Origin of the sequence: Burkholderia sp. Bp8998 (assembly GCF_003854235.1) — a bacterium.
Classification (GTDB): domain Bacteria; phylum Pseudomonadota; class Gammaproteobacteria; order Burkholderiales; family Burkholderiaceae; genus Burkholderia.
In genome coordinates this window covers 62,180-87,139 of the sequence record NZ_QTQF01000033.1, presented here as the reverse complement: position 1 = coordinate 87,139, position 24,960 = coordinate 62,180, and the positions used below count along the sequence as shown (strand labels likewise).

At 62.0% G+C, this 24,960-nt stretch carries 26 protein-coding genes; 6 read left to right on the top strand and 20 right to left on the bottom strand.

All coding sequences use genetic code 11. From position 1 onward, the window contains the following. Together DIE06_RS38720 and DIE06_RS27985 are read left to right on the top strand one after the other, a co-directional pair. On the top strand, nucleotides 1-555 hold a 555-nt coding region (locus DIE06_RS38720; protein WP_124664172.1), incomplete at its 5' end, for a WYL domain-containing protein. A 199-nt stretch (nucleotides 556-754) separates the two neighbouring features. Then, a complete protein-coding gene (locus DIE06_RS27985) occupies nucleotides 755-1,972 on the top strand; it encodes a hypothetical protein (RefSeq protein WP_124664171.1) in 1,218 nt (405 codons plus the stop codon). Nucleotides 1,973-2,060: 88 nt separating this feature from the next. On the opposite strand, the gene DIE06_RS27980 is transcribed toward DIE06_RS27985, so the two are convergent. After that, on the bottom strand, nucleotides 2,061-3,164 hold the full coding sequence (locus tag DIE06_RS27980; protein ID WP_124664170.1) for a PAS domain-containing protein: 1,104 nt from the start codon (nucleotides 3,162-3,164) through the stop codon (nucleotides 2,061-2,063). A gap of 151 nt (nucleotides 3,165-3,315) precedes the next feature. On the opposite strand from DIE06_RS27980, the gene DIE06_RS27975 reads away from it, so the two are divergent. Genes DIE06_RS27975 through DIE06_RS27960 form a run of 4 tightly spaced genes read left to right on the top strand, consistent with a single transcriptional unit; the run spans nucleotide 3,316 to nucleotide 6,773 of the window. Next, nucleotides 3,316-4,089 (top strand): penicillin-binding protein activator LpoB, encoded by a 774-nt coding sequence (locus DIE06_RS27975; protein ID WP_260433796.1) that lies wholly within the window; start codon nucleotides 3,316-3,318, stop codon nucleotides 4,087-4,089. Between the two features lie 10 nt (nucleotides 4,090-4,099). Next, nucleotides 4,100-4,588: a hypothetical protein gene (locus DIE06_RS27970; protein WP_124664169.1), complete on the top strand. Its 489-nt coding sequence runs from the start codon at nucleotides 4,100-4,102 to the stop codon at nucleotides 4,586-4,588. Between the two features lie 29 nt (nucleotides 4,589-4,617). Beyond that, entirely contained in the window at nucleotides 4,618-5,409 is a 792-nt protein-coding gene (locus DIE06_RS27965; RefSeq protein ID WP_124664168.1) for a hypothetical protein, read from the top strand. Nucleotides 5,410-5,417: 8 nt separating this feature from the next. After that, a complete protein-coding gene (locus DIE06_RS27960) occupies nucleotides 5,418-6,773 on the top strand; it encodes a hypothetical protein (RefSeq protein WP_124664167.1) in 1,356 nt (451 codons plus the stop codon). Nucleotides 6,774-7,176: 403 nt separating this feature from the next. On the opposite strand, the gene DIE06_RS38485 is transcribed toward DIE06_RS27960, so the two are convergent. The 19 genes from DIE06_RS38485 to DIE06_RS27870 form a co-directional block, all read right to left on the bottom strand. Beyond that, on the bottom strand, nucleotides 7,177-7,323 hold the full coding sequence (locus DIE06_RS38485) for a hypothetical protein (RefSeq protein ID WP_185733494.1): 147 nt from the start codon (nucleotides 7,321-7,323) through the stop codon (nucleotides 7,177-7,179). A 24-nt stretch (nucleotides 7,324-7,347) separates the two neighbouring features. Continuing rightward, entirely contained in the window at nucleotides 7,348-7,953 is a 606-nt protein-coding gene (locus DIE06_RS27955; protein WP_124664166.1) for a DUF4400 domain-containing protein, read from the bottom strand. Then, nucleotides 7,943-8,227, bottom strand: coding sequence for a hypothetical protein (locus DIE06_RS27950; RefSeq protein WP_124664165.1), 285 nt, complete (start codon nucleotides 8,225-8,227; stop codon nucleotides 7,943-7,945). The genes DIE06_RS27955 and DIE06_RS27950 overlap by 11 nt, the downstream gene beginning before the upstream one ends. Further along, nucleotides 8,184-8,702, bottom strand: a complete 519-nt coding sequence (locus tag DIE06_RS27945) for a hypothetical protein (protein ID WP_124664180.1) — start codon at nucleotides 8,700-8,702, stop codon at nucleotides 8,184-8,186. The genes DIE06_RS27950 and DIE06_RS27945 overlap by 44 nt, the downstream gene beginning before the upstream one ends. A gap of 10 nt (nucleotides 8,703-8,712) precedes the next feature. Next, nucleotides 8,713-10,581: a conjugative transfer system coupling protein TraD gene (gene traD / locus DIE06_RS27940; protein ID WP_124664164.1), complete on the bottom strand. Its 1,869-nt coding sequence runs from the start codon at nucleotides 10,579-10,581 to the stop codon at nucleotides 8,713-8,715. After that, nucleotides 10,578-11,924, bottom strand: coding sequence for a TraI domain-containing protein (locus DIE06_RS27935; protein ID WP_124664163.1), 1,347 nt, complete (start codon nucleotides 11,922-11,924; stop codon nucleotides 10,578-10,580). The genes traD and DIE06_RS27935 overlap by 4 nt, the downstream gene beginning before the upstream one ends. Beyond that, nucleotides 11,921-12,934, bottom strand: coding sequence for a type IV secretion system protein (locus DIE06_RS27930; RefSeq protein WP_124664162.1), 1,014 nt, complete (start codon nucleotides 12,932-12,934; stop codon nucleotides 11,921-11,923). The genes DIE06_RS27935 and DIE06_RS27930 overlap by 4 nt, the downstream gene beginning before the upstream one ends. Nucleotides 12,935-12,941: 7 nt before the next feature. After that, nucleotides 12,942-13,664, bottom strand: coding sequence for a type VI secretion protein (locus DIE06_RS27925; protein WP_124664179.1), 723 nt, complete (start codon nucleotides 13,662-13,664; stop codon nucleotides 12,942-12,944). Between the two features lie 17 nt (nucleotides 13,665-13,681). After that, nucleotides 13,682-16,159 carry a VirB4 family type IV secretion system protein gene (locus DIE06_RS27920; RefSeq protein ID WP_124664161.1) on the bottom strand — a complete coding sequence of 826 codons (2,478 nt, stop codon included), beginning with the start codon at nucleotides 16,157-16,159 and terminating at the stop codon, nucleotides 13,682-13,684. Further along, on the bottom strand, nucleotides 16,153-16,464 hold the full coding sequence (locus DIE06_RS27915; RefSeq protein WP_124664160.1) for a VirB3 family type IV secretion system protein: 312 nt from the start codon (nucleotides 16,462-16,464) through the stop codon (nucleotides 16,153-16,155). The genes DIE06_RS27920 and DIE06_RS27915 overlap by 7 nt, the downstream gene beginning before the upstream one ends. Continuing rightward, on the bottom strand, nucleotides 16,457-16,873 hold the full coding sequence (locus DIE06_RS27910) for a TrbC/VirB2 family protein (protein ID WP_124664159.1): 417 nt from the start codon (nucleotides 16,871-16,873) through the stop codon (nucleotides 16,457-16,459). The genes DIE06_RS27915 and DIE06_RS27910 overlap by 8 nt, the downstream gene beginning before the upstream one ends. A 16-nt stretch (nucleotides 16,874-16,889) precedes the next feature. Then, entirely contained in the window at nucleotides 16,890-18,020 is a 1,131-nt protein-coding gene (locus tag DIE06_RS27905) for a CpaF family protein (RefSeq protein WP_260433795.1), read from the bottom strand. A gap of 275 nt (nucleotides 18,021-18,295) precedes the next feature. Next, entirely contained in the window at nucleotides 18,296-19,552 is a 1,257-nt protein-coding gene (locus DIE06_RS27900; protein WP_124664158.1) for a DUF2201 family putative metallopeptidase, read from the bottom strand. 7 nt (nucleotides 19,553-19,559) lie between these two features. Beyond that, nucleotides 19,560-20,486, bottom strand: a complete 927-nt coding sequence (locus tag DIE06_RS27895) for a hypothetical protein (protein WP_124664157.1) — start codon at nucleotides 20,484-20,486, stop codon at nucleotides 19,560-19,562. Nucleotides 20,487-20,586: 100 nt separating this feature from the next. Beyond that, nucleotides 20,587-21,615 carry an ATP-binding protein gene (locus DIE06_RS27890; RefSeq protein ID WP_124664156.1) on the bottom strand — a complete coding sequence of 343 codons (1,029 nt, stop codon included), beginning with the start codon at nucleotides 21,613-21,615 and terminating at the stop codon, nucleotides 20,587-20,589. 118 nt (nucleotides 21,616-21,733) lie between these two features. Beyond that, nucleotides 21,734-21,985: a DUF3717 domain-containing protein gene (locus tag DIE06_RS27885; RefSeq protein ID WP_124664155.1), complete on the bottom strand. Its 252-nt coding sequence runs from the start codon at nucleotides 21,983-21,985 to the stop codon at nucleotides 21,734-21,736. Nucleotides 21,986-22,242: 257 nt separating this feature from the next. After that, complete coding sequence (locus DIE06_RS27880) at nucleotides 22,243-22,707, bottom strand: hypothetical protein (protein ID WP_124664154.1); 465 nt, start codon at nucleotides 22,705-22,707, stop codon at nucleotides 22,243-22,245. A 49-nt stretch (nucleotides 22,708-22,756) separates the two neighbouring features. Then, on the bottom strand, nucleotides 22,757-24,274 hold the full coding sequence (locus DIE06_RS27875) for a hypothetical protein (protein WP_124664153.1): 1,518 nt from the start codon (nucleotides 24,272-24,274) through the stop codon (nucleotides 22,757-22,759). Between the two features lie 75 nt (nucleotides 24,275-24,349). After that, nucleotides 24,350-24,760, bottom strand: coding sequence for a hypothetical protein (locus DIE06_RS27870; protein WP_124664152.1), 411 nt, complete (start codon nucleotides 24,758-24,760; stop codon nucleotides 24,350-24,352). Nucleotides 24,761-24,960 lie beyond the last annotated feature (200 nt).

Here is a 24,960-nt window from a genome sequence, read left to right as displayed (position 1 = left end):
ATGTTGACGTCTCCCGTTCCGTTGACGTCAACATGCTACGTGAATATAGACCAGTTAACAACGGAACAGGACACTAGCAGCGTCGATGCCACGCTATCCGAATCCCGCGATGGATCGTCTCGATCGCATGGCACGCGCGGCTATGCGGCCCGAACCGTCCACGTATCCGCGCGGATTCATACTGTCGGCATACGTCCGGCTGCAGCGTCAGTTCGATTTCATGGTCGACGGCGACGTGCATCTGAAGCTCCGTTTCTCGAACGGCGCGGGCAATCATTGGTCGAACCGCCGCTGTCCGACGATCAGCGGGTCGAACAGATCGGCGAGCGCCTGGAGATACAGGGGACGGTACCGTCAAGTCAACGGCTACGGTGGTGGCTGTGTGCGTTCGGCCCAAAAGTCGAGGTGCTCGCGCCCGCGAGCCTGCGTGACGAGATCGCGATAGAAGCACGGGTGCTCGCGGCGCTGTATCGCGGGAAGGTCGAGGAAGGACACGAGCATGGCCTGCATTCTCCCAGAGCGCGTCAAGACATCCATTGCCACGGCCGCGTTTGAGCAAAGGACGTGAATCGCTGCTCCTTTCCGAAATCGAGTAGCACACTCCGTCAGCACCGAGCCCCCGCGCTTCCATCTCTCATCCTCAATCTTGAGGATGAGCGGCTTTCCCGCTGCGTGATACAACATCGACGCCGTCACCGTTAGGCGGCGTCGACACAGTCAAACTGCGGATCGCATCCGCGCGCGGGGGACCACTATGAAAAAACTTACCATCAAGCGTCGCCGGAATTCAGGACCGGCGATCGAGCATATGAACAAGAGCGTAGCGTTCATGGTTGCGATCTGCATGTCGTGCGTGCTTGCCGCATGCGGTGGCGGCGACTCCGGCAGCGATGCCGCGACGACAGGTTCGAACGGCTCCGGAAGCGCTAGCGGTGCGGGATCCAGCGGTTCGAGCGGGCCGACCACGCAACAGCAATACGTCTCGTGGAACGGCAGTGGCAACGGTTCTGTCGTCAAGGACTACAACAACAACAACTTCCAGGTGCGTGCGTCGGACCGCGTCGTGGTCGACTCGACCGGCGCACCACTCAGCGGACTGACCGTACAAGGCAATGTCGTGTACTCCGGCAACTCGCCGTATGGCCACGTGACGTTGGTGGCATCAACGACGCCGAGCGTGCAAGTTACCGTGTTTCAATGCAATGACAGCAGCGGCATGAAGATCAACACAAACGCTGCAACGAAGACTTACACGACGACGTGCCTCGGCGATTCGACGACTGCCACAAGCGGCACGACCAGCGCCGGCGGCGGTGGCGGCGGAACAACCGCTCCGGCTCCGTCAACCGACACGTACCACACCTTCAGCGGTAGTGCGAATGGAGACGTGGTGATGGACGCGAAGAATCAGCCGTTCAAGGTACGCGAGTCGGATGGTCAGGTTGTCTACGCGAGCAACAACTATCTGCTGAACGGCGTCAGGATCTCGGGCTCGTCTGTCGTCATTGGCGGCGGCACCGTCGGCAAACTGGCCTTCGTCAACGCGTCGTCGGGCGGGCAGATCGCCGCCTTCATCTGCAACAACGGTTCGGGGCTCTACTTCACGCTGTCGGGAAATACGTATGAATGGTCATGCACCAGGAACGACAACGGCACGACAACCAGCGGATCCCAGAACTCGGGAAGCACCGGGGGCGGAGGCAACGCGGTGAATACAACGGCAAACTACGCGGCAAACGAATGCGTTGGCATGTACGACAATGGCGATGGGACCTTTTCTTTCCAGAACACCTGTTCGTCGGCCATCAACCTCGCCTTCGCAATAAATGGCCTCAGCGGCGGAACACCGGTGACGTTGTATGCCGGCCGTAAAACCTTCCAGACTTTCAACAGCACCGATCAGCGCAACTGGATGGCATGTACCGTCCCATCGATTCCAGTGTCGGCCTACGGCGGTTGCAACGCACCCTGATTGCGCGCGGACAGGGCCCTGGATGCGGAATCCGCACCCAGGGCCTTGGGCGGCCGACCGGAGCCGGCCGCGCCGCTATGGGATCCCTTCAATCACCGAACAGCGCGACGATATCGGCGATGCGTCGCGCTCCCGTCTTCGCCAGGATCGCCTTGATCTGGCTTCGCACGGTGCTGATGCGAACGCCTGCACGATCAGCGTATTCCATCGGCGTCAAGCCGCCAGCAAGCCCAGTTGCCACGGCCATTTCTGCGCGGGACAGCGAGAATGGCCGCTGGTCGACGTTCGACCGGGTCATGTCGTTGAACCGCTGTCTTGGCAGCACCATCGCGAGCGGCCGCGTCTGCCGATCGAGATGAATGGTGAGGTGCGGTTTAAGCGGAACGACGTGAATTTCCAGCGCGGGACGGCCATCCGAATCCAGTGCGTATAACGGCAACCGGTCGACAGTAGGCCGGGTGGTGCAAACGTTCCTGATCCGCTGCACAAGCTGAGGCGCGACCTGTAATGCAGATGCCACAAGGCGATCGCCCTGAACGCGGATTTCCGTCGAGCACTCAAGCAAGGAGATCGCGGCGGCATTCAGATAACGAACACGCATTTCGTCGTCGACGATGATCACCGCGCGCGGCAATGCATCCAGCGCGGCCGTCATCATCGGGTCGCGACCATTGACCTGGGCGGCCGTTTGCCGAACACGAAAGATGTTCGGCAGATGATCGAGCACGCGCTGAAGCTCGCGAATCGTCTGGTCGTCATACGGCTGATGATGGACCGGACGGTGCACGGCGAATATCAGCCGCCGCTCGCCGTCCAGCCGCATGCCGCCGCACGAGTAGCGCAGCCCTTCACGAATATAGAAATCCTGATAGTACTCACTCCGCTCGACGACGTGATCGGGTAGGTAGCGGTGCATCGCATACATATGGCCCGACGGTTCACGCATCAGGACACCGCGCGCGAGGTCCAGTCCGTGATAGTGGCTGGCGTACGCGTCGGCCCAGCCGGAGCCGTATCCCGTAAAGCGGTATTCGAGAAAACTGCCGGTACGCGCATCGTGAATAAAGCAATTGGCGGCTCTGGCATCCGCCAGCGTCATGAGCGCGCCGAGCGCGACATTCCATTGCGCAGGATCGACAGCAGCCATGTAGAGCGCCGCAATCGACTCATCAGCCGATTTTGTCCTCGACATCCCCGTTCCCCTGTTCGTAGCGCGCAAGTCAGATGCGTGACTCCGATTTCCCCACGTCGACGGGATCGACTGCCCCGGTGCTTCGCGGAGACATTGTGCGAGCAATTCTAGCAAAGCGTCCCCCCAATTGGGGATGCCGTCGACGACCGCAATGTCTACGATTCGCAACACGACAACGGGGATTCCGGGGGCGTGCGAGCAGGGGCGACGAAGGCGCTTCGTCGATCCCGCCGACAGCCTGGCGAGCTTGGACCATATTGATCAGATGAATATGAAGAGGACCGTGAAGTCATCCAGGCTTGCCATTTCGGCATCCATCGCGGCGGCACTGACGGCCGGGTGTGTGGCGACGACGCCCGGTGCACCCGGCGTTGCCGCGATGGAGCTCGACCCGGGCCGCAAGGGGCCCGTCTCGGGCGTGGGTCTCGAAAGCCACGACATCGTTGCGATGAGCGACCAGATGATGCGCGACATCCTGTCGGATCCGCACTTCACGACGGCGCAGGGGCAGTCAGCGCGCCGTCCGCGTGTCATCATCGACAGCGAATACTTCACCAACGAGAGCTCACAGCCGATCAACCGCAATCTCATCACGCAGCGGTTGCTTGTGAATCTGAATCGAACCGCGCAGTCGCGAATGATCTTTGTCAATCGCGCACGGAACGAAATGGTGGAACAGGAGCGCGAGCGCAAGCGAACCGGTCGCACCGACGGCGGCACGAACGCCATGCACGGCGTACCGCTCGGTGCGGACTACCGGCTCTCCGGCCGCATCGGGTCGCTCGACAGCCGCAGCTCAACGGGCACGATCCAGCGCTACATGCAGATCACGTTCGAGTTGACCGATCTCGAGACTGGCGCGCTGGTTTGGACCGGCATCTACGAATTCAGCCGCGCCGCTGCTGACGACGTCGTCTATCGATAGGCCGCCAGTCATGTCGTCAGCTCGCATCCTGCCGTGCGCATGCGCGGGTCTGCTTGTCGCTGCGCTGGCCGGGTGCACGGGCACGCCTCCGACCTGGCGCGGCTGCGTGCCGTGGGCGCGCGAAACGAACCGACCCCCAACGTCGGTTGCCTTTTTGTCGCCAGAGCTTGCCGAGATGATCGGCTTGCGCGACGTGAACAGCAGTTCAGAAGCGGCACAGCGGACGCGCGTACGAGCCTCGATCTACAACTGCACGGAAGCCGATGTTGTGCTCCTGGTTCGCGCGCGCTTCGCGGGTAACGATGGCCCCACCGAACCGGCGTCGGCGTGGCGCACGCTGATCCTTCCGCCACGCAGCGAAGCTGTCTATTCGGAGACGGCGGTCCTGTCCGCGACGCGGCACATCGCGCTCGACGTACTGGACGGGCAGCGCGCGCCGCAGCCTTATCGACCGGGTGAGCGCTATCCGCTGCTGGTCGCGCCGCGTCCCGCGCCATGAACGACTTCTCTACAACCTGGAGCCTTGCCATGACATCACGCCTTGCGATCGCGCTTTGCTTTGCCGCAATGCTCGCAGCCTGCGCGCCACCCAAGATGGCGCTCAAGGTCACGCGGACCGGTGGCGGCAACACCGCGCAACTCAAGACAGGCGACAACGGCCAGCCGTCGCCACGGAGCATCACGATCGGCGATACCGTCGTCGCGTCGCCAGGTAGCATGAAGACGGTGGTCGCGTCCTCACCGGTAACGTACACACTCTACGAGGACGGGCAGCTCACGACGGAAGAGAAGAAAAAGGCGTTGTCGGTCAACCAGAAGGACATGCCGAACATCCAGTTCATGAAGGGCGAGCTTCATAACGGCGACTTCATGCTGAGCGACATCTGGATCGATCTCCACACGACAAAGCCGGAAGATTTCAACCGGACGCTGCATTACTTGCTGTTCAATCGCGGCGACAAGCCGTTCCGCGGCGACCTCACCGTCTACGATCTGCTGCCACCAGAGTTGGAGTTGCGAAAGATCAACGCGGCCAGCAAGTACGCGGACCAGACGCGGGTCAAGGGTGTACTCAGTATGCTTCCGTTGATCCAGTACTTTGCATTTGCGATGGACAACTACGCGAAACTCGACGAGCCGGTGAAGATGAAGCACGAGCAGCTCGACGGCATGCACAAGTACACGTTCCAGCGCATCGTGCTTGAGCCGGGGCAGGCCGTTGGTTTCACGATTGACGTCCATTACGTGCCGCCAACCGTCGGCGAACTGGTCGAGTTGCGTGAAGACGCGAAGCCCCTGATTCCGAAGCAGCAATTCTGAACCCCGCTATGTCACGACATCCGTTCATCAGGATGGCCGCAGCGGCCGTCGCCACTTGGCTCTGCGCAACATCCGCTCACGCGGGCTGGCTCAGCAGTGACGAGAAACAGCTGACCGCCGAGGCAGATCGCTACGTCGAGGACAAGCCGCCCGAATTGCAGCGCATCCTGCACACGCTGTATATGGAAGGCGAATGGAACGCGGTATTGAATCTGGATCTGCTGGCGCTGGCGGCGCTCGAGATCCATCGCGCCGACGTTGCGGAACGCGCGCTCGACATGGCGAACGCGCGCATTCTGCGCGTGTACGCCGAGGACCCCAATGCTGCAAAGGCACGCTCGCTCTGGTCGTCGGAAAGCGTCAAGGATTTCAAGGGCGAACCCTACGAGCGCGCGATGAGCTTCTACTATCGCGGGTTGCTTTATCTGCGAGCCGGTGACTACCAGAACGCGCGCGCGGCGTTCAGGCAAGCCGATCTGCAGAACTCGTTCGGTCAGTACGAGCGATACGACACCAACACGTTTCCGTTCATGCAATGGTTGTCGGCATGGGCCGCAAAATGCGACGGCAACACGAGCGATGCGAATGATACCGCTTCGCGTGCGACGGTGAACGCAACAGCGCCGTTCCTGCGCAGCGTGAAAGGAAAGATCCCTTCGCAACTGGTGATCTTCGAGACCGGCATGGGGCCCGAGAAGGTGACATTGGGCGACACGAAGAGCATTCTCGGTTTCATGCCGCAACCGGGCCGGCTCATTCCGGTGCGCATGTCCTACGAAGGCGGAAACGTCGCGCGAATAGCGGAGGGCGTCGCCGCCGACATCGACTCGATCGCGATGACGCGAGGCGGTCGGCCAATCCAGGGCATCCTTGACGGTAAGGCGATGTTCAAGGAAAACACCGCGACGCTATCCGAGACGGCAGGCGCCGTGTCATCCGGACTGATGCAGGCAGCGCTGTCGAACGGCGGCAACGTGTCGCCGATCGTCACGCGAAATCTGGGCGCTGCTGGTGCCGTGCTGTCGCTGATCGGGACGGCGGCGGGCGCGGTATCGCACGCCGCCAACGCGGAGGCCGATACGCGCTACTGGGCATCGCTCCCGAAGGCGATCTACGTTCAGGCGTATGAAGGCGCGCCAAGGCGCGTGCCGGCATTCCCGTCGGCGAACGGGTCTGGCGCGCGCCCGATTCTGCTCGAGGGCCGGCATGGTGCGTGTTCGTTCGTATGGGGACGCGAATATTCGGCACTTGATGCGGCGAACGGTGGGGTTGCAAATCCCTCGCCGTGGCCCGCCGAGCCAATGGAAGCGAATCGCGAGAAGGCAAACGCGGCATTCCGGACAGAATTGCGTTCGCTCTTTTGACGAACGGGAAGCGCAATCGATATCGGGGATGCCATTCGAACTTCGTTGTTATTCTAGGGTCTGTTTACATTCGATGAAATCTTGTGATTACCCACATCTCGAACCGCAATTCTGTTGGTCCGTCTTGGCCGCGCGCAAGTGTGGGCGGAAAACCGTCTTACCCGCACGAACTAAGCCGATCACCAGCGTGTGGCCCACGTCGGCCGCGTGGGCGGTGATTCGAAACGCCGCAACTGGCTTCACCTCCGGAGCTGTCCACGATGGGACGCAGGCGGCAACACACACGTCGACCGGCGCGTACTCGGCATCGGTATCTACCTGAACAAATGAGAGATCGCTCGGAAACAATTCCTCGGAATCGGCGTTCGAGACGCCGTCAATTCGGTCGATAAATGCGCGCGCATCAGGCGTCGACGAACGTCCGAGCAGTTTGCTTGGCCTTCACATGGGCCAAGACATCGCCCAAATCATGAGAAAAGAATGCCCAGCCGAAGAAGCCGTTGTAGTCGAGTAACGTGCCTCTCGACGTCGAATGAATGATGACCCGCATGGTTCTCCTTTTCGAGGAACGACGTTACTGGTAGGACGATGCCGCCTTCCAGAGCAGCACACCGAGGCAACCGGCGATCGCGATCCAGTAAGGTGCCAGCAACGGGATCGGCGCGATCAACACCGTGAACCCGACGCCGAACACCAGCAGAATGCCGTGACCCGCCAGGTGGAACGAAACCGGGCTCACATAGCCTGCAGCAGCTGCCCGGATCTTCCGACGTACTGTCCCGTCGACGAACATGGCAACGCAGAAGGCCAACGTACCGAGCAGCCAAAGCTTCATGATAGTGAGCCGGTACACCACGCGATAAACCAGCCGCCAGAAGTTGTGAACCCACGTGCTGGCCAGATTGGTCATCCCGCCATCATCTGCGTCCGAACCCCGCGTAGTTTCGAGCGATGCCGCCACCACCCCAGTGTCCACGAAGTACCGCCTGAACAACCGGTTCGTGGTCGCCACAGCCCGATCCGCCCGATCCTCCCCGATCGTCGCCACCACCGAGCGAGTTTCCGCTTCCGGAATCTCGAATAGCGATCGATTCGGCACGACCGGCATGATCGCGACGGCCACCAACGGAACGAAGAAGAACCAGACCTTCACGTGCCGGACAAACCGACTATCCGCCATGGCTGCCTCCCATCAGCGTCAGCAGGGATGCAATCGCCCGACAGGCCAGGTAGCTCGGAAACGCGACGAGACCAAACAGCCCCACGTAGAAGTGAAGTGGGCGGCGACCGATGAACAGCGCGAGCGCATAGGCCATAGCGTTCCGCCCACGCGCGAACTCGGCCGGTACCGGCGCGTTCGCATCATCCTGGGCGGACGCGGTCGACATCACTCGGCGCGCAACGTCGTCGTCAACCCTGGCCAGCGTCCGAATCAGAAAATGCGTGAGCGACATCGTATCCCTCGAAGTAGAGTCGGAAGTTCTCGCCCGTCAGCGCACGCGCGGCGAGCTGGAATGCGGCGGAGCGCTGGCTGATGTTCTCCGGGCAGCGTTCGTCGACCACCTCGGTCGGCAGATGTGCATGACGCGCCTCGAACGCCGTGACCGGCTCGAACATCGGTGACCACACATGGCAGCGCTCGCCGTCGCGTGCAACGTAGCGTCGGGCATAGAGCAGGTGCGCCGACGCGAACAGCCCCTGCATGAATGCAACGTGCGGATCGCCGGTTTTTCGCACGCGCCTGACCCCATCGAGTCCCTCCGTGAGCATCTCCTTGACGAGCGGGCCAGACTTGCCGACGAATTTCTCACCGATGAAGTCGGCCACGCGCGTGCACGCGAGCTCCAGTTCCGGCGCCAGCGTGAACACCGGGATCAGACGGGCCGAAAGCTTATGGTCGCGGATGATTTTTTTGAAGACGACAGACATGCTTTGGTTTTCAGCCATTTAGGATTGGAATGCGTCCCTGATACACCGCGCCGCCCGAAATCCGCATGAAGTACTGCAGGTTCGGAAGGCTCTGTATCAGGCGGGATGGAATCAGCGGCACTTTCTCCAGTTGGAGCGAGCGAGACACCGATCCCGTAAATTCACCGACGTGCGACTCGCTACCCGTGCTGGTCGAACTCGACATCACCAGATTGCGGATCGCCGTCTCCCCGACCTTGTCGGAGAACCAGTCCGCCGTGTCGGTGTCCTCTAAGCGTAAGATGATCTGGTTGTTCAAATTGCCCAAAACCTGCAGCATTTTTGCGGCATTTCCGAGCTTCGCCTCGATGTCCGAGCGCGTCTGGAATGCGACGAACGCCTTGAAACCTGCACCACGCCCCTTGTTCAGGATCTGGATCACCTGTTCGTTGATCGCCTCCGCGACCTCGTCGATGATCAGCACGACTTCAGGCGGGGTCTCGTAGAAGTTGTAGATCGAGCCGCACACCGCCGACACGTCGGCGAGCAGCATCGACATGATCGCCTTCGCCACGATGCTGTTCGACAGCGAGTCGGCCCCAACGTGAAGCACCGCCTTCTGGCGAATGATCTTCTCAATGGTCCAGATTTCGCGCTCGTCCTCGAAGTCGTCGACCTTCGGCGCCAGCATCAGGCCGGTTTCGCCGGTCGCGAGCATCTGCAGCAGGGGGAGCGCCGACGCGATGATCCGCATGTAGTGTTCGCGGTCGTGCGTGTGCGTCGAGATCAGGCCATCGATCGCCTCGTGGCCGCGGTCGAGTGTCGCGAACCGTGCCTGGTACAGCGCGACCATGCCGTCCACTTTGGAGACGCCGGGCTTGTTGGCCATCTTCACCGTGTCGGCTGCTACCTGCGTTTCCCAATCCGTCAGGCCCTGTTCGAGGAAGAAGCGCTTCAGCGCCTTCTCCAGCAGCGTCGCGATGCCCGACTGGGCATACTTGAGAATCGACCGCAGGTTCGGCTTGTCGCCGATGTACAGCTCGCCGTTTACCGAGCGGCTGATGAACAGGTACGCAAAGTCGCGGAACGGCCCCTCCTCCATCAGCTGCGCGATCCGGCTCGGGATCTCCGAAGGTTGCGACCAACTATCGAGCGGCTCCAGGCGAATCGACTCCGACGGCTTTGCCTGATTGAAGTACAGGAACTTCCGGCCCGCCCGCTTGCACTCCCGCTCCACCCGGAGCTTCCATTCCTTGTCGTTTTTCGGATCGAAGTCGAGCAGCACATCGCCGAGATGGATCACCTGAGTCGAAATGCACTCGTAGGTACGCGTCTTCCCGGCACCGGTCGTGCCGCCCACCGCGGTGTGGCCGCCCATCGCCTTGTAGTGGAATGGCACGTAGCCCTTCGCCGGCTCAAGCCCGTGGATCCACGAGACCCCTTGCGGCATGCCGTCCCTGATACTGTCCTTCGGGGCAAAGAGCCGCTCGATCATCTCCTCGAACTGACGTCCTGTTTTGGTCTTCGGCAGCCACTTCGGAAGGCCCGGGATATCCGTCGACGGCATCCGAAGAATGTCATGCGCAATCTGGCAGTGCTTCTGTGTCCACTCGAAGCCCGTGCCGAGAAACATCGCATTCGCTTCCGCTTTCATGCGCGACTGGATCGCGAGCAGCTTGGGCACCGCGAGCGTCGTCAGCCATTTCGTCGAGATGGCCATGCGGAATTTCAGCGCGCGCCAGACCTGCCCCGATCGAATCGCAAACGCCACCAGGGCGATCAGCGCGAATGCCCACGCATGCGGCATCCCGGACAGCGGCAACATGACAATCGCAAGGAACCACGCGAACGCGGCCCTGAGCTCGTAGATCGGCCGGAAATGGTTGATGTAGCCGTTCATAGACCACGCCCCTGAATCAGTTCACCGGCGCGCGGTGCTAGCGTGACTTCCATCGGCTCGTTGGCAAGCAACAGGCTGCGGCGACGCATGTGCTCGATCAGGGTGTCGCTCGCGATGCCGTAGCTGCCGATCAGGCGCTTGGGCAGAACCAGACCCAGCTCGCTCCATCGCACCTTGGCCTTCCCGGCTTGAACGTCCTGACCGAGCGCACGGAAGAAATCCACGATCATGCGCGGCGCGCCCTTGAGCACCGCGTCGAAGGCTTCCGGGGACGGCTCGACGCGATGCTGCGAAGCCTGATGCATCTCGGCCGGATCGATCACGGCTGACGGTGCGCCGGATTGTGCCGGCTGCGCGACCATCACGCGTGACTCAGCAGGCGTCGGCGCGCCCAATTGAGGTGTGCTTGACGGCGTCGCCGCCGCGGAAGGCACGCCGACCGAGCTTGTCGTCACCACTTCCGCGGCGGTTGCCGCTGGAGGGGTGGGCGTCATCGGTGACGGCGCACGTCCTGCCGCCGTCGGAGCAGCGGGAGCCGGCGCGGCAACCGTCGACGAGGCAGGTGTGACGGACGGCGTCACCACCGGCTCGAGCTCGCCCGCAACGTGGATCGCAGACGGCACGGCAAACTTCACCGGTTCGAACACGCCGCGCTGCGCTTTCCGGTCGAACTCGGCCGCCGTCGAAATCGCCTGCCGGACCACTCGATGGGTCAACGATTCCACACCGACCGGACTTGCGGTCGGGTTGATCGACCCGAACACCTCGGCCAGCACCTCCGCATCCAGACCCGCGAGCAGTTCGCTTCCGACCAGCGCCTGCGCGAGCATGCCCGTGCGCATCCGCTCGACCGCAAGCGGCGCCGCCCGGCGCGTCACCCGGTAAGGATGATCCCCCAGCCATGGCCCGGCCGGCCCGTGAATCGACGGATTCCAGACCAGCTGATCGGCCTCGCGCACCACCTCGAAATGCCGATACGGCTCATCTAGCCACGAGCAGATTGCGGCGAGGAACACGCCATAGTTGTATTGCGGCTCGATGCGCCGTCGGCGTTCCGACGGGAGGTTTGTGCCGAACTTCTGCCCGCCGGCCAGACGCATCGCGTAGAAGGCTGTCTCGATCGTGCAGCGGAATGCACCACCAGGCTCCCGGTACAGATCCGAATTGAGCGGAATGGACGAGAACCAATCGGCGCACCGATGCACGAGCGTCAGCCACTTGCGGTCGAATTCCGCCTTGCTGACTTCGTTTGCGCATTGCGCGATCAGATCGATCCGCCGGTCGTTGTTCGCGACCAGCACGCTACGATCGACCGACTGAAAAAGACGTGGCTCGCTCGTCATGCCAGGCCCTTCGTCGCAAGCTTCGTCAGACTCTTGAACGCCCCGCCGCTTGCATTCGCGCCACCGCCGAACATGGAGGCGAACTTCGGAACCTCGAACGACAGAATCAGGACGAAGATCGACAAATCGAGCGCCAGAGATCCGGCATACGGTGTGGTCAGTCCCTTCGCGATCGCGTTGGTAAACGCGCTCGTAATCGTGGTCGTCACCAACCGCTGAAGGATCGCCGCGACGACCATATACATCCCCGCACTGATCATGTAATCAAGCCAGGTCTTGAAGTAGCCGCGCGTGAACTCCGACATACCCAACGCCAAGGCGATCTTGCCCATCACGATGCCTACGGCCATCTGAATGGTGCCGAGCGAAATGAAGAAGAGAAATACGAGAGACGCGATCATCAGGAAGCCCCAAGCGAACAACAGTGGCAACAGATTGATTGCCAGCGCGATGTAGCTCCACCAATGCCCGGCCTGGAAAGCCTCGATAACCGCATCGAAGATCGATCCCGCGGTTTTGACCATCGCGGACGGAAGCGACTGTGCATCGGTGCCGGACACCGCGACCGCCATATCGTTAAACCATTTATAGAACCCGGGCGCCCAGGTGGCGTACATCAGGAAGATCGAACCGAAGATGCCGAGAATCGCCAGGTCCTCAATCAGGGACTGCCACGCCGGCACGGGATCCCTGGTTGCGGCATACCGAACGCCCGCGAGTGCGATCGTGATGCCTGCCAGCCCGCCAGCCATCTTGTTCGCGTACTGATCGAGCGGTTGACTCAGCGTCACCGCGAGGTCGATCAGATCCTTCATGATCTTCGCGATCTCCTCGATCGCTGCCATTGCACCCTTTGCCACCTCGCCCGGTTGGTAGCTCGAGCTCCATCCCGTGGTGATCGGCGGCCAATCGGCGGCGTACGCGCTCGAAGCCGCGACGACGCCGACCAGCATCACCACGAGCACGGTCACGGCACCGCGGCGCAGCCACTTCGCAGAATCGTTTGCCATTGCCGCCTCAGAACCCATATGCGGACCGCTCGGCCTGCTGCTTCGAAATGAAGCGGTTCGCGTCAGCCGCCTTCTCCTTGTCGTCTTCAACCTGCTGCGCATCTTTCTGCGAGTCGCGTTGCGCCTTCGCCGCGTTGAGTTGAAGAATGTCGGCGTTCTGGCTCGTCACGATGTCGAGATAGTGTGTCGTAATCTCCGCCGTCGCCTGCGCCGTCGGCGACAACGACAGTTGAGACTGCAACTCTTGTCTGCGCTTCGCCAGATCGTTCGTGTGCTGCATGATGTCCGATCCCATCTGGAAGAGGTTGCGCACCACCTTGTCGTTCTGCTGATAGAGCGTGTTCATGTCGGCGAACCACTGCTCATTGGTCTTGCCAGAACGGCTCACCAATGTCTGCACCTGCGAAACCCATTGGCCACCCTGCTTGAGGTCACCGTACAGGCCGTTGAGGGTGCCGACCAGATTCTTTACTTTGTTGATGTCGCCGCTGATCTGGTCATACGCGGCCTTCCACGCGGCTGGATCGAGATTCTTCGCCTGCAACAGCTGGTTCGCCATCATCTGGTACTGGTAGATGATGTTGGTGTTCTGGTAGATCTCGCCACGCACCGCCTTCGCGGCCGTAATGATGTTCTGCGCGAAGTTGGTCGGATCGAACACGATCATGGCCAAGGCATGCTGGGCCAAGAAAAGGGATGCTGCGACGACGGCGGCACGGAGGAGGCGCATTTTCAAGGGATCACCTATCAGTCGAGAGTCAACATTTCTTGGAGGTACTCTTCACGCCAGTGCGGCGAGCCAGAGTCGTGGTGTTTGTCGAGCACCCTTTGGGCGGCGCCGTCGGCGCGCAAAACGGCGAGTGCTTCTTTCGGGAATTGCGCCTGGAGCATCCGTGCGTGGTCAGGCGTCACCCACAGGTAATCGCGGTTAGGTACCGCGTCGGCAATCATGTCGATTAGGTCGTCGGTCAGGCCGAACACATCCCGGTACAGGTGCTTGTTGTTACGCGCGTCCCGGTTCGGCAGGAAGAAGAAGTTCGGGATGTTCTCCTTCAGAATCTCGAAGTTCTTCACGCGGGCAAGCTGCCCGAGCGACTGTGTCGCCATCACGAGGGTCCCGTTCAAGCCGCGGATCGTGACGACCCACAGTTCCAGGCGCTGATAGAAGCGTTCATACTGGAAAAAGAACCCGCACTCTTCGACTTCGATTATCGTGAAGCGCTTCCCGTCCAGCCATTGCGAGATGCGATAGAACGCGTAGTCCATGAATAGCGCGGCGGCGACCGGATACTTTTCAAACAGGTCCCCCATCTCGATCGCGATATCGTCCGACAGCGAGAACGCATCTTCGACGTGATCGAAGAAGCGACCGTTCTTCTCGCCCTGAGTCCAGATCTGGAGCCGCTCACGCAGCTCCATCGGCAACAACGTGTTCAGCATCGACAGCGTCCAGAGTTCGCGGTCGTACTCGCCGCCGCCGAGCGTCGCGACAGCCTGATAGATATCGGTCTGCTGCTGCGGCGTGCAGTGGAAGTCCTCATCCTCGATCGCCATCTGCACCCATTCCGCCACATAGGTCCAGTGCCGCTTGTCCGCCAGCAGCGAAAGCGGATTGACCGGCGTGGCCGCGCCGAACCGGCCTGTCGCATCGACAAAGCGACCGTTCGCCATCACGGTAGGAATCCGGGTCGACCGATTCTTGTCGAACTTGATTCGGCGCGGGTTGTGGCGCCCGGACTGCGACACGAGAAAGTTCAGGAAGATCGTCTTGCCCGCCCCGATCGGCCCGACCACGAGCGCGTGCGACTTGCCGCCCGGTTGGTGCAGCGTCACACGCTGCAGCGTTCGGTGACGCGTGGGCAGAACGGTAAGCGGCCCCGTCTGCTCGCCGGTCTGTTGGGTCAGCCATTGGTTGACCGGACTGCCTTCCTCGACCCCGCGCAACGGCGCAATGTCGGAAACGCACGGTGTTTCGACGAATTGCAGGCGCTTTTGCTGATCCCACCGTCCGGGCAACGTGGTCGCCCATGCCGCCGGGATGTTGCGGGTCTCCAGGATGACGCCGAACCCCGCATTGCCGAGGCGCCCGACAACTTCACGCGTGTTGTCGTCGCACTCCTCGACCGTGTCCCCATAGACGACAACCGAGATGTTGGCGAATCCATACTGCGTCCCATCGGCCACCAGCTTCGCCAGTGCATTCTCAGCCTCTTCGGCGAGGATTTCACGCCCCTTGTCGTTCTTTTCCGCCTCCTGCTTTTCATCCTTCGAGAAGAAACTCTTCAGGATCGCAAGCGGATTGAACGCCGCGACCTTGTAGAACTTGCGCATCTTCTCGATGTAGACCCGCGCCTTGTGGGTCGACAGGAAGCGGAACATCACGCAGATGTCCAGCTCTGCGTCGACGTCCGCCAACACATCCAGTGCGGCCTCCTGAAACCCCATCCATTCCTTCACGGACACGATTTTCGCGTACCGCTTTCCGTACGCTGACTCGAACATCAGATGTTCCGTGCCGTACGTCACGAACGTCTCGGTCAAATGGGTGTCCAGCATCGTGACCGGGTAGCGGACGCGGCGCGGCGGAACGGAGGGGTTCGCCGTCTGGTGCAGGAACGCCATGGCATTCTGCAGTTGCAGGCGCTTCATCTTGAGACGCGTCACGCCCCCCTTGAACGCGTCGATCACCCCCTCGAACCGCTTGATGTCCGACGTGATCCGCTCCATGTCGAACGCGAAGGCGCTGCGTGCAAAAAACACGTCCCGGAGCGTTTCCCACAGAGCGACCGGCACCGACTTGCCGCCGACCGTCATGTGGTACGCGACCTTCTCGAAGATCTTGTTGATCCCTGTCTCTGGCGTGTAAGCGAGCGCCAGCGAATGGGTGTTGCGGAAGAACTTGCCGCTGCCGACGTGCGCGCGGTTGATGGCATCGATGCGCTCGTCGATCCGGGACGAGAATCCTCCCTGTATTTCCCCACGGACACGGCGATGCGAGAGGCGCCACCACGCCGTGACCCGGTGGTCGAAGTTCTTGCACGCATGATCGAGGTTGTCTCGCGCTGCCGATATGTCAGCTTTGTTCGGCGAGTCGGCGTCGATCCCGTCGAACGTGAATACCGTCAGCAGTGACCCATCCTTGTCCAGGATCAGCTCCGGGGTGACCATCGTCGCCCACGGCGCGATCTCCTGCACCGGGCCGCGCTTGATTTTCGAATTCAACATTGCAGATCCTGATCGAACCCGTAGGGACGCTTAAAGCGAACCGAAAACTTCGTCGTGGGGAGTGGCTCGTGTACGTCCGGATAGCGGTTGTAGACGATGAGCACCTCCTTCCACCACGGATCGTTCGACGACAGCCATCGGAGCACCCAGTGGATGCCAATTCCGACGACCAGGAACGCGGGCGTCATCGCGCTGTAGCAGAGCAGCGTCGTGATCGTCCCGTTCGCGATGGCGAGTCCGCGCTCCGCCCCGCCCAGCTGGCGGGGCAGCGACAGCGAACGGCTGACTTTTTTTGGCTTACGCACAGGCGTAGTCGATGTGCATGCGGTTCTTCACGATCGTAACCGCACACGCCGCGACCCCGAGGCCGATGAAGACGGTCGCGAGAAACTTGACGATGTTGCTCTCGGAGTTCGCAATCATGATCGCGGCCATGATGATCACCACGATGCCGATACAGAACAGCACCGGGCCACTCACATAGGCCTGAATCAGACAGATCATCGACGCCGCGTTGCCGAGATCGCTCAGATCCACTGCATGCGCCGCCGGTGTGGCAAACGCGATCGCAGCGGCTATCAACGTGGAGCGGAGCTGGCCGCGACCGATCAGGTACTGGGCAGCGCCGCGTACCTTGGCAGTCGCCGGTCGAAGGGAGGCGCTGACAATTTTGGCAAGCGCCGAGTGAGCAAAAGCATTGAACAACTTCTTCATAGGTAACCCCGTATGGTTAGAAAACGCGCTCGAGGATGTAGTCCCCGTTTTTGAAACCCTTGATGGCGAGCACTTCCGACACGTGGCGCAGCTCGCCCGTGCGACGCAGGTGCACGACGTAGTGAAAGCAATCCGCGATGGCCTTGCGCATGTCGGCAAGCTCCCAGCGGCTCCCCGTGGGGATACCGAGCATCGCCAGGCTCTCGAGACGACTCAGCGCGCCGCGCGCATCGTTCGAGTGGATCGAGCCCATGCCACCGTCGTGGCCGGTGCTCAGTGCCTGAATGAAATCGTAGGCTTCACCGCCCCGAACTTCACCGACGATGATTCGGTCGGGCCGGAAGCGCAGACACAGGGCGACGAGGACCTGCGTGGTCACGCCCTTGTCGGGGTTCGACAGCAGCCGCACACGATTCGGCGCGGACAGCTTGAGTTCCATCGTGTCTTCGATCGTGATGACACGTTCCTCTGGCGGAATCTCCGCATTCAGCGCGTTCAGGAACGTCGTCTTGCCGGTCGAGGTGCCGCCGGCAACGAGAACGTTCGCTCGCGATCGAACCAGCACCCGGAATGCTTCTCCCAGGGCCTCATCATGCGCACCTGGCGGAAAGATCGCGCGCTCGACCTCGCGGCGCGCGTGAACGAGCGAGAACGCGCCCATGCCGACGTAGTCCGACAACGACAGGTTCGATTCCCGATGTTTCCGGATCGCAAGCGCATGCCCGTCAATCGCGGTCGGCCGCATCACGGAGGCGATCCGGAGATTCTTGTGGCCGCCGTTGATGATCCCCTGCGCCGTACCGGCTTTCGCGGACTTTTCGACCGACGACGCGAGCGACAGAATGGCGCCCTGCAGCTTTGCGGGATTGAAGCGCATGTCCAGCTTGTGCATTTCACCTCGCCGCTCGATCCAGACGTTGTCGTAGTCGTTGATCATGATTTCGGCAACGTCGGGCGCCTCAAGCGGACCGGTCAGTTGGTCGAGCGACGCGAAGAACAGCTTCACCGCGTTGTCTTCGAGCGGACGGACCTTGAGCAACTCTTCCGCAGTGATCTGCGCGCTCGGGCGAGACGCCGGCACATCAGCCACCGGACGTTCGACAGGCGGCTGATTCGGGGTTGGCGGATTCTGGGCAATTTCGGACATGCAGCTATTGTTCAAGCTGCGCGCGCCGCCGGCGGACCGAAAGAATGGCGAAATTCAGCAGCTTTCGTCACACACCAAGCAGCCGCGTTTGCGACCGCTCTTGCATGCGTCCGCGTCAACCGGTTGAGGGGGCTAACCGAGAAAGCTCCAGAAAAACGTATAGCTTTCTCCGGATTCCCCGCCAACGTTCCATGGTTGCCGTTTCGCGCACGCGAAAAAAAACCCGGTCACGAGGACCGGGTGGGTGAGAGAAAATGGGCGCGTTACCGCGGCGCTCAACAGATAACCTCGACCATCTCACCGAACGGCGCGCGCCTCGCACGCTTGAGCGGAGTGGTCGACGCCCAAAGCACCGGATAAGCCGGCTCATCGGACGGGAACGTACCTTCCATGTCGGTCAGGTACACGACGAACGCGGGATCGACCTCGTCGCTCTTGAGCCGCTGAAACGGATCGATGAACGACGTGCCGCCACCGCCCTTCAGCGGAGCCAGGTCGACCGGCTCGCCACGCTCGAACACCTGCACTTGCGTGACGCGCGTGTCGCAGTCCATGACAACCAGACGGCGAGGTCGAACCGCATCGAACATGGACTCGATCTCGGCGGCAAACTGCGCCTGCGTCGCGTCCCACACCGACCCGCTGGCGTCGCGCACGAACACCGCGTCACCTACGGCCGGTTCATTCAACGACGGCAGAAACAGCCCGGCGTGAAGGTAGCGACGATTCGGCTGGGCCCACGTGTAGTCGGTCGGTGCGGCTTCCTGCGCAAACCGGTGCAGGAGCGAGCGCCAATCAACCACCGGTGCAACGGCTTGCTCGATGGCGGCTTGCAGCCCGCCGCCGAGCCTGCCAGCGGCCCGGGCAGCTTTCGCCGCCTGCAGGACCGCGACCGTCCACTCGGCTTCCTTCGCCGCCTTGTCGGGCCCCGCATACTGGCGGACCTCGCCGCACGAAGGACCTGCATCGGGTTGAGCATCAGGCGCAGCGCCCGCGGACGGTGGGTTTGCACCGTTCGCGGGTTGTGGCAGACGGGAGCCGCCGGGACCGGCCGACGGCTGATTCCCGTCTGCCTTAACCGATTGCCCGTCGCCTTGCTTCCCAGCGCCTTGCCGGGCCTTCTGCCGCGCCTCGTTCTGCCGCACACCGTAGATTTCCTCGGCCGACCGTCCCTTGAAGCGCGGGTCGACGAGTCCACCAGGCGGCAACTGCAGCCCGGCATCGAGCACGATCGGATTCACGGCGTAATCGCATGCCTCGTTCCAACCCTCGTGCTCGCGGTAGCCCTGACGCCAACAATGCCCGTTCGCGACGTGCCACACCTCGTGGGCGAGCACGCCGCGAACCTGCAGGTCGTTCAGGCCGGCCGCGTACACCGGGTTGTAGCCCAGCGATTCGCTGTCCGTCCAGAACGTTTTGCAGGTCGGATCCTCGACAACCTTGAGCCGAAGCGCCAACGCCCCGATGAACGGGTGGTCGAGGACAAGCGCCGTGCGCTGCTTCGCGATGCGTTCATAAAGTCGCGCGTCCATGGCAACCTCATGCGGCAAAGCGCAGCGGCGGAAGCTGGATCGCCTGATCGGTCACCTGATCCGCGATCGGCGCCGGTGCGCCGCCCATGAAGGCCGCCATCAACCCTTCGATCTCGGTCGCCTTGGCAGCGACTTGCGAACGCAGCACGTTGGATTCCTTCAGTTCCGCGCCGGTGTGTGTGGCCAGATGCGTCTTGGCCTGCTCGAGAATGTGCGCCAGCTTCGGATCGTTGCTGAAATTCAGCTTCGGCAACAGCTCGCAGAGCTCACGGACATGGTTGGCGACGTCCATCCGAACGTTGCTGGACGCGTACAGACGGTTCGCCATCGTCGACACGGCCTCGTACAGCCGGCCGACCAGATCGTTGTTCGCCGTCTTGATCGACTCGAACACGTGCTGGTCGATCTCGGTACGCAGGTTCGTCAGCACGTCGTTCGGCAGATCGACGCCGAACTGGCTCGCGTCCGGGAATGGCAGCACCGACAGCTTGATGCCGAATTTGCCGGACAGCTCGGCCAGCGACGGATAGTCGGCCTCGTTGTACAGGCCGTTCATCTCGGCGCGCGCCCGTTCCTTCAGATCCAGGTAGTTCGTCAGGAAAACGGACACTGCGAGATCGAACTCGTCCTTCATCGCGCGCATGCGCTCGGCCACATCCATGTAGATCATGGTCGGCAGCAGGCGCACGCCCAGTTGGTCGTACTTCAGCGTCCGGCCGTAGTAGTAGGAACGGATCCGGTTGCCGATCGATACCACCTCGGCATAGCTCGGCGCGTGCTCGGGCAGCAGGCGCTTGTTGAAGCGGCCAATGCCGCGCGCGTGGTGGCTCTTCTCGACCTCCTCCGTGACCTTGCCGTCATAGCGACGGGCAACCCACGTGGAAATCGTGACGGACGACAGCATGACCTTGGACTTCAGATCGGTGATGTTCATGGAATGACTCCAGATAGAAAGTGAATGGATGAGGCGAAAAAAAGCCACGGCGCGCGAGCGGGCCGTGGCAACAGGAGATTCGATGGAAGGTAGGTGGCGATCAGTCTTCGCCGCGGATGATCTTGCCGATCTCCCCGCCTTGCGCGCGGATGAAAGCAGGATGGCTCTGCAGCTCCGGCTTGCGCACGGTCGCATCGCGCACCAGGACCGCCGTGAATTCGCGGTGGCCGGCGTCGACGAGGCGATCCGCGTACCGCAGGACGCGCTCGAAGTTGCCTTCGCCGGCCTGGCAGGCAAGCGCCGTCGTCAGCGCATACAGCACGCTCGGCTCGCCCGGAATCGGCCCGAGATCGGGGTTCATCAGAATCGCGTCGACCGACGGCAGCGTCCGGTAAATCGAGAGGAAGCTGATGAACTCGGTCGCCGCGCCCTCGCCCACCGCGCCGCTGACCGCATGGGTCAGCAGGTGCGCGGGAACGGACGCGAACACCTTGGCAACGAAGCCCCAGCTGCGCGGGCTCGGCGATGCCTCGATGTCTCGACTCGTCTTAACGACCGACAGCAGATCGGGCCGGAACCGGAGAAATGCGATCAGCTCCGGCGGCACGTTGTGCGCAACCGCCCACCGCGTCCAGTCGTTGATCGTCGGCTCCAACTCGACCACCGCGGCGAAGCGCGAGATCACGGGATCGAGAATCCCGGCCACACCGGCGTTATCGCCGCGCCGGTTTGTAGCGGCCACGAACGTCACATGATCCGGCAGCTTGTGCTCGCCGATGCGGCGGGCGAGCAGCAGTTGCATCTTTGCGGCCTGCACGGCCGGCGACGCCTGCCCAAGATCATCGAGAAACCAAAGCAGCGGCCGGCGCGCGCTCAATGCGCGCTCGAGATCGCCGAACGGCAGGAAGCGCGCACGTTCGCCATCGGAGGACGGGAATGGCAGGCCCTTCGAGTCCGTCGGGTCTTCGACGACCGGGTGGCTGATGAGCAGCTCATGATCGGTCGCGGCCGCAGCGGCTTCGACGATGTCGGATTTGCCGATGCCCGGCCGGCCACTGATCAGCACCGGGAAGCGCTTCGGAATGTAGATGCTGAGCAGCTCGGTGAGCTGCGCGGGGGAGAGTTTCATGGGGTTCCTTGAAAAAGAAAGCCCCACGGGATCGCGCCCGGCAGGGACGTGACCCTGCGGGGCGATTGGAGATGCCGTGATGCGGCGTGTCGATGCGTCCGAAGACGCTGTTTGATGCTTAAGCGTGCGCGCGCGCGAGCGCGGCGGCCTGTTTTTCCGTCAACGATGACCGCGGCACGCTTTTCGCGCGCGTCGCGATCATCACGCCGTAGACGTCCGCGAGCACGCGGGCCTCGGGGCAAAGTACGAGCAGCTCGTCCGGGCTGATCGGCGCCGGCGAGCGATTGCGCCAGACGTTAATCGCGCCTTCGATCTCAGCGATCGAGACGACGTCCGGTGGTAAGCGAGTTGATACGTCAGGTTGATTCATGGGTGACCTCGACAGTGTCGCCCCGTGAACAACGCCCTGCGGGACGTGATCCCCTGGGGCAGGAAAAGGCCGCTTCGCGGCGGGTTCGATGCGTCGATGACGCGGTAAGTAAAGCCAGTGTAGGCGTCCCGGCGCCACACGCCGGCCGGAAAGGTCGGGAAAAGTGAGCGGCTTTGGATCTGCCACACCGCGAATGGACGAAAAAAAACCGGCGCACGAGGCGCCGGTTGGTTCAATATCGACTGACGGAAGACCGCTCATGTGCGAAGCAGGTCGCCTTGGGCATCTGGCATCGGCAGAAGCTGCTCGCGGAGTTCGGCGTCGCGTGCACGCATTCTGCGCGTGCGCTCGTCGCCAACCCCATTGTGCTTCTCGACAACGTAGATAAAGTACAGAGGCTTCGCCGGCCCCGTCCACGCTCGCCACTCCGCCATGATCCGTACGCGCGTCTCCCGATCGCACGCGAAGTACGACGCACGACCTGTGCGCCATTGACTTGCGTCGAGGTCGCGCATTCTTTGCTCGCTCTTCCGGGCCCTGTCGATGCGCAACGCCTTCTCGGCATCGATGTCCGTCTCGGCCGCAGGCGCGAGTTGGCCGGCGAACAGTGGATAGTCGCGCTCCAGCTTTTGCGCGACTCGCTTGTGCCGATTCAGGAACGCCAGTTCCTTACGACGCGTCCAGATGTAGTCCTCGTAACGCACGGATCGATCAAATCGCATGGTCAACACCTCGTGTGCGCCTGGCCGCCTTTCGGCGGCCAGGAAGTAGTCACGCCGCAAGCGGCTCCAGGAGCGAACGTGCGTACTGCAGCGTTCCATCGTTCGCACGGAGGTTGCGCGCTTCGCGGGACGTGGGATTCACCATCGCGTAACGGGTCGACGCACCGCGCCGGTAGCTGCGAATTTCCGAGAACCCCGCGGCTACGGCTCGCTCCACGTGCTCGGCACCGGTGATGATCGTCCGGTCCGGGCATTGGTAATGCACCCGCAACGCACGTTCCTTCGCGTCATTCGCTGCTTCGTGTGCTTTGTCATGAGCACGCTTCACTTCGCGCTGCGCTTCCCATTCCGCCTGAGCCGCCTCGTCGTAACCGCAACACGCGAAAATCACGCGCCGGCGGCCTTTCGAGTTCAACCCACGAAGCGACACACCGAACGCCTCGCAAATTACCTGCTTGCTCGACTCGTTCTGGCCATCCGGATGGTCCAGCACCTGCAATAGCTTGGGCATGTCGCGCAGCTCAACCGCTGTCGCAAACTCGTTGGGCCAGTGGAACGTGTACCGGCCCGGCCCCAACGTCGCGATTTCCAGTTTCAAGGCACGCTTTCGCTTCGAGAGCTTGCCATCCCCGAAATCCGTTTCGATCGCTTTCAGCTCGCGCTCAAGGATCTTCTTCGCGACGATGGTCCGGAGCCGCTCGGCAAGGGGCGATACCGGCGTGCCGAGATCGACTGGCTGCTGGTAGGTCTCCGGAAGGGCCAGCCGGCCCACGATGCCCGCTTCGAAGAGATGGTCGTCGACTTGCACCGACGTTGCCGTTGCCGACAGCTCGCGCAACGCCACGACCAGATCGGCGCCGAGTTGGCCGTCGATCACTCGCTTTTCGTCGTGCATGATCCGAATCGCCGCGCGCAACACGTCGTACGGCAACGCGTTACGCAGCACAGGTACGTTGAGCACTGCCGCCGCCCACTCCAGATCGAAGCCGAACAGCTTCGGATCCGTGCGGTATGGGTCCAGCACCGCGTCGGGAATTCGCTTGTCGAGCAACAGCGCCTGAACCACGTGCACCTCGTGCCTGCCGTTGACTGTTCCAGAGAGCGATTGCGGCCCCTCTGAGCCAAAGCCGAACACGTCATCGGAGGCGCATCGGCATACTTCCGACAGGGAGAATCGCCGGCCCATCACGGAAGCGGCTTCGACTTCCGCCTCGAGCTGGTCACCGGACAGCATCCAGGCCGGCTTGATGCCGAGGTTGAACACGAACCTGAAGACCTCCCACTGCTTGCGGGTGACCTGCCAGACCTGCCGCATGGGCCCACCGGCGGTGAACCACTGGTCTCGAATCTCCTCGAACATCGCATTGAAGATGGATTCGGCCGAGCCTTGCTGCCGGACCGTCAGAATCCCGTTGTACCGCAGGATCGGCAGGGAGACGCCAGATTTCGTCAGCGAGATATCGCGTGTCTCGTACGCGCTCATGCGCGCGTCGTGGAAGAAGATATAGAAGACTTGGGCCAGCGTGTCGGCAAGGATGGTCTCGCCCGGAATTTGGATTGCGTACATGGATGGTGTCCTTGAAGAAGGGGCGACCACCCATCGGGGCAGTCGCCCCAGATCGGGAAGGGAAAGAAACTCGGTTTAGTCGATATCGAGCATGCGCGACACGACCGCTGCGACCGCCCACGCCTGAGAGCGGGACAGCGTCTTGATGCGCATGATCGGCTGGCTGGTCCAGTGTCCACCCTCGCCCGCTTCATGGAAGCTGACGAAGTCGACCTGCACGATCCAGCCTTCCGATGAGCCGCGCTCGACCGACAGACTCACGCGCCGCCGCCGCTCGCCGGCATCAGGCCAATTGGACGTTGGTTTGAGGCCGTAGACCGCTTCATTGGAATCTGCGAAGTGGTTGGCCAGCGACACCCATTCGGGCTCGATCTCAGTCTTACGCAGGGCCAATTCGATCTGCTCGACAACACCGGCAACGGTTTTGCCGACAGGGTCAAACGGTGCGCTCGCCTGCTCGACGGGTAAATCCAGTACATCGGACATGGAAACTCCAAAAGAAAAGGCCGCGTCCCGGGGGAGGCGGCCTTAGCTGGTTTGAGAATCGCCCGCGTCGGGCGATCCAGATCAGTGAGTTTTGTAACGGTGAACGCGCGGATGCCGGCGCTCCCGATCGGCTTTCCGACCGAGCTTGACCATGTACATCCCGTAGGTGCACACGACCACGCCGATCGCCAATACGAAAA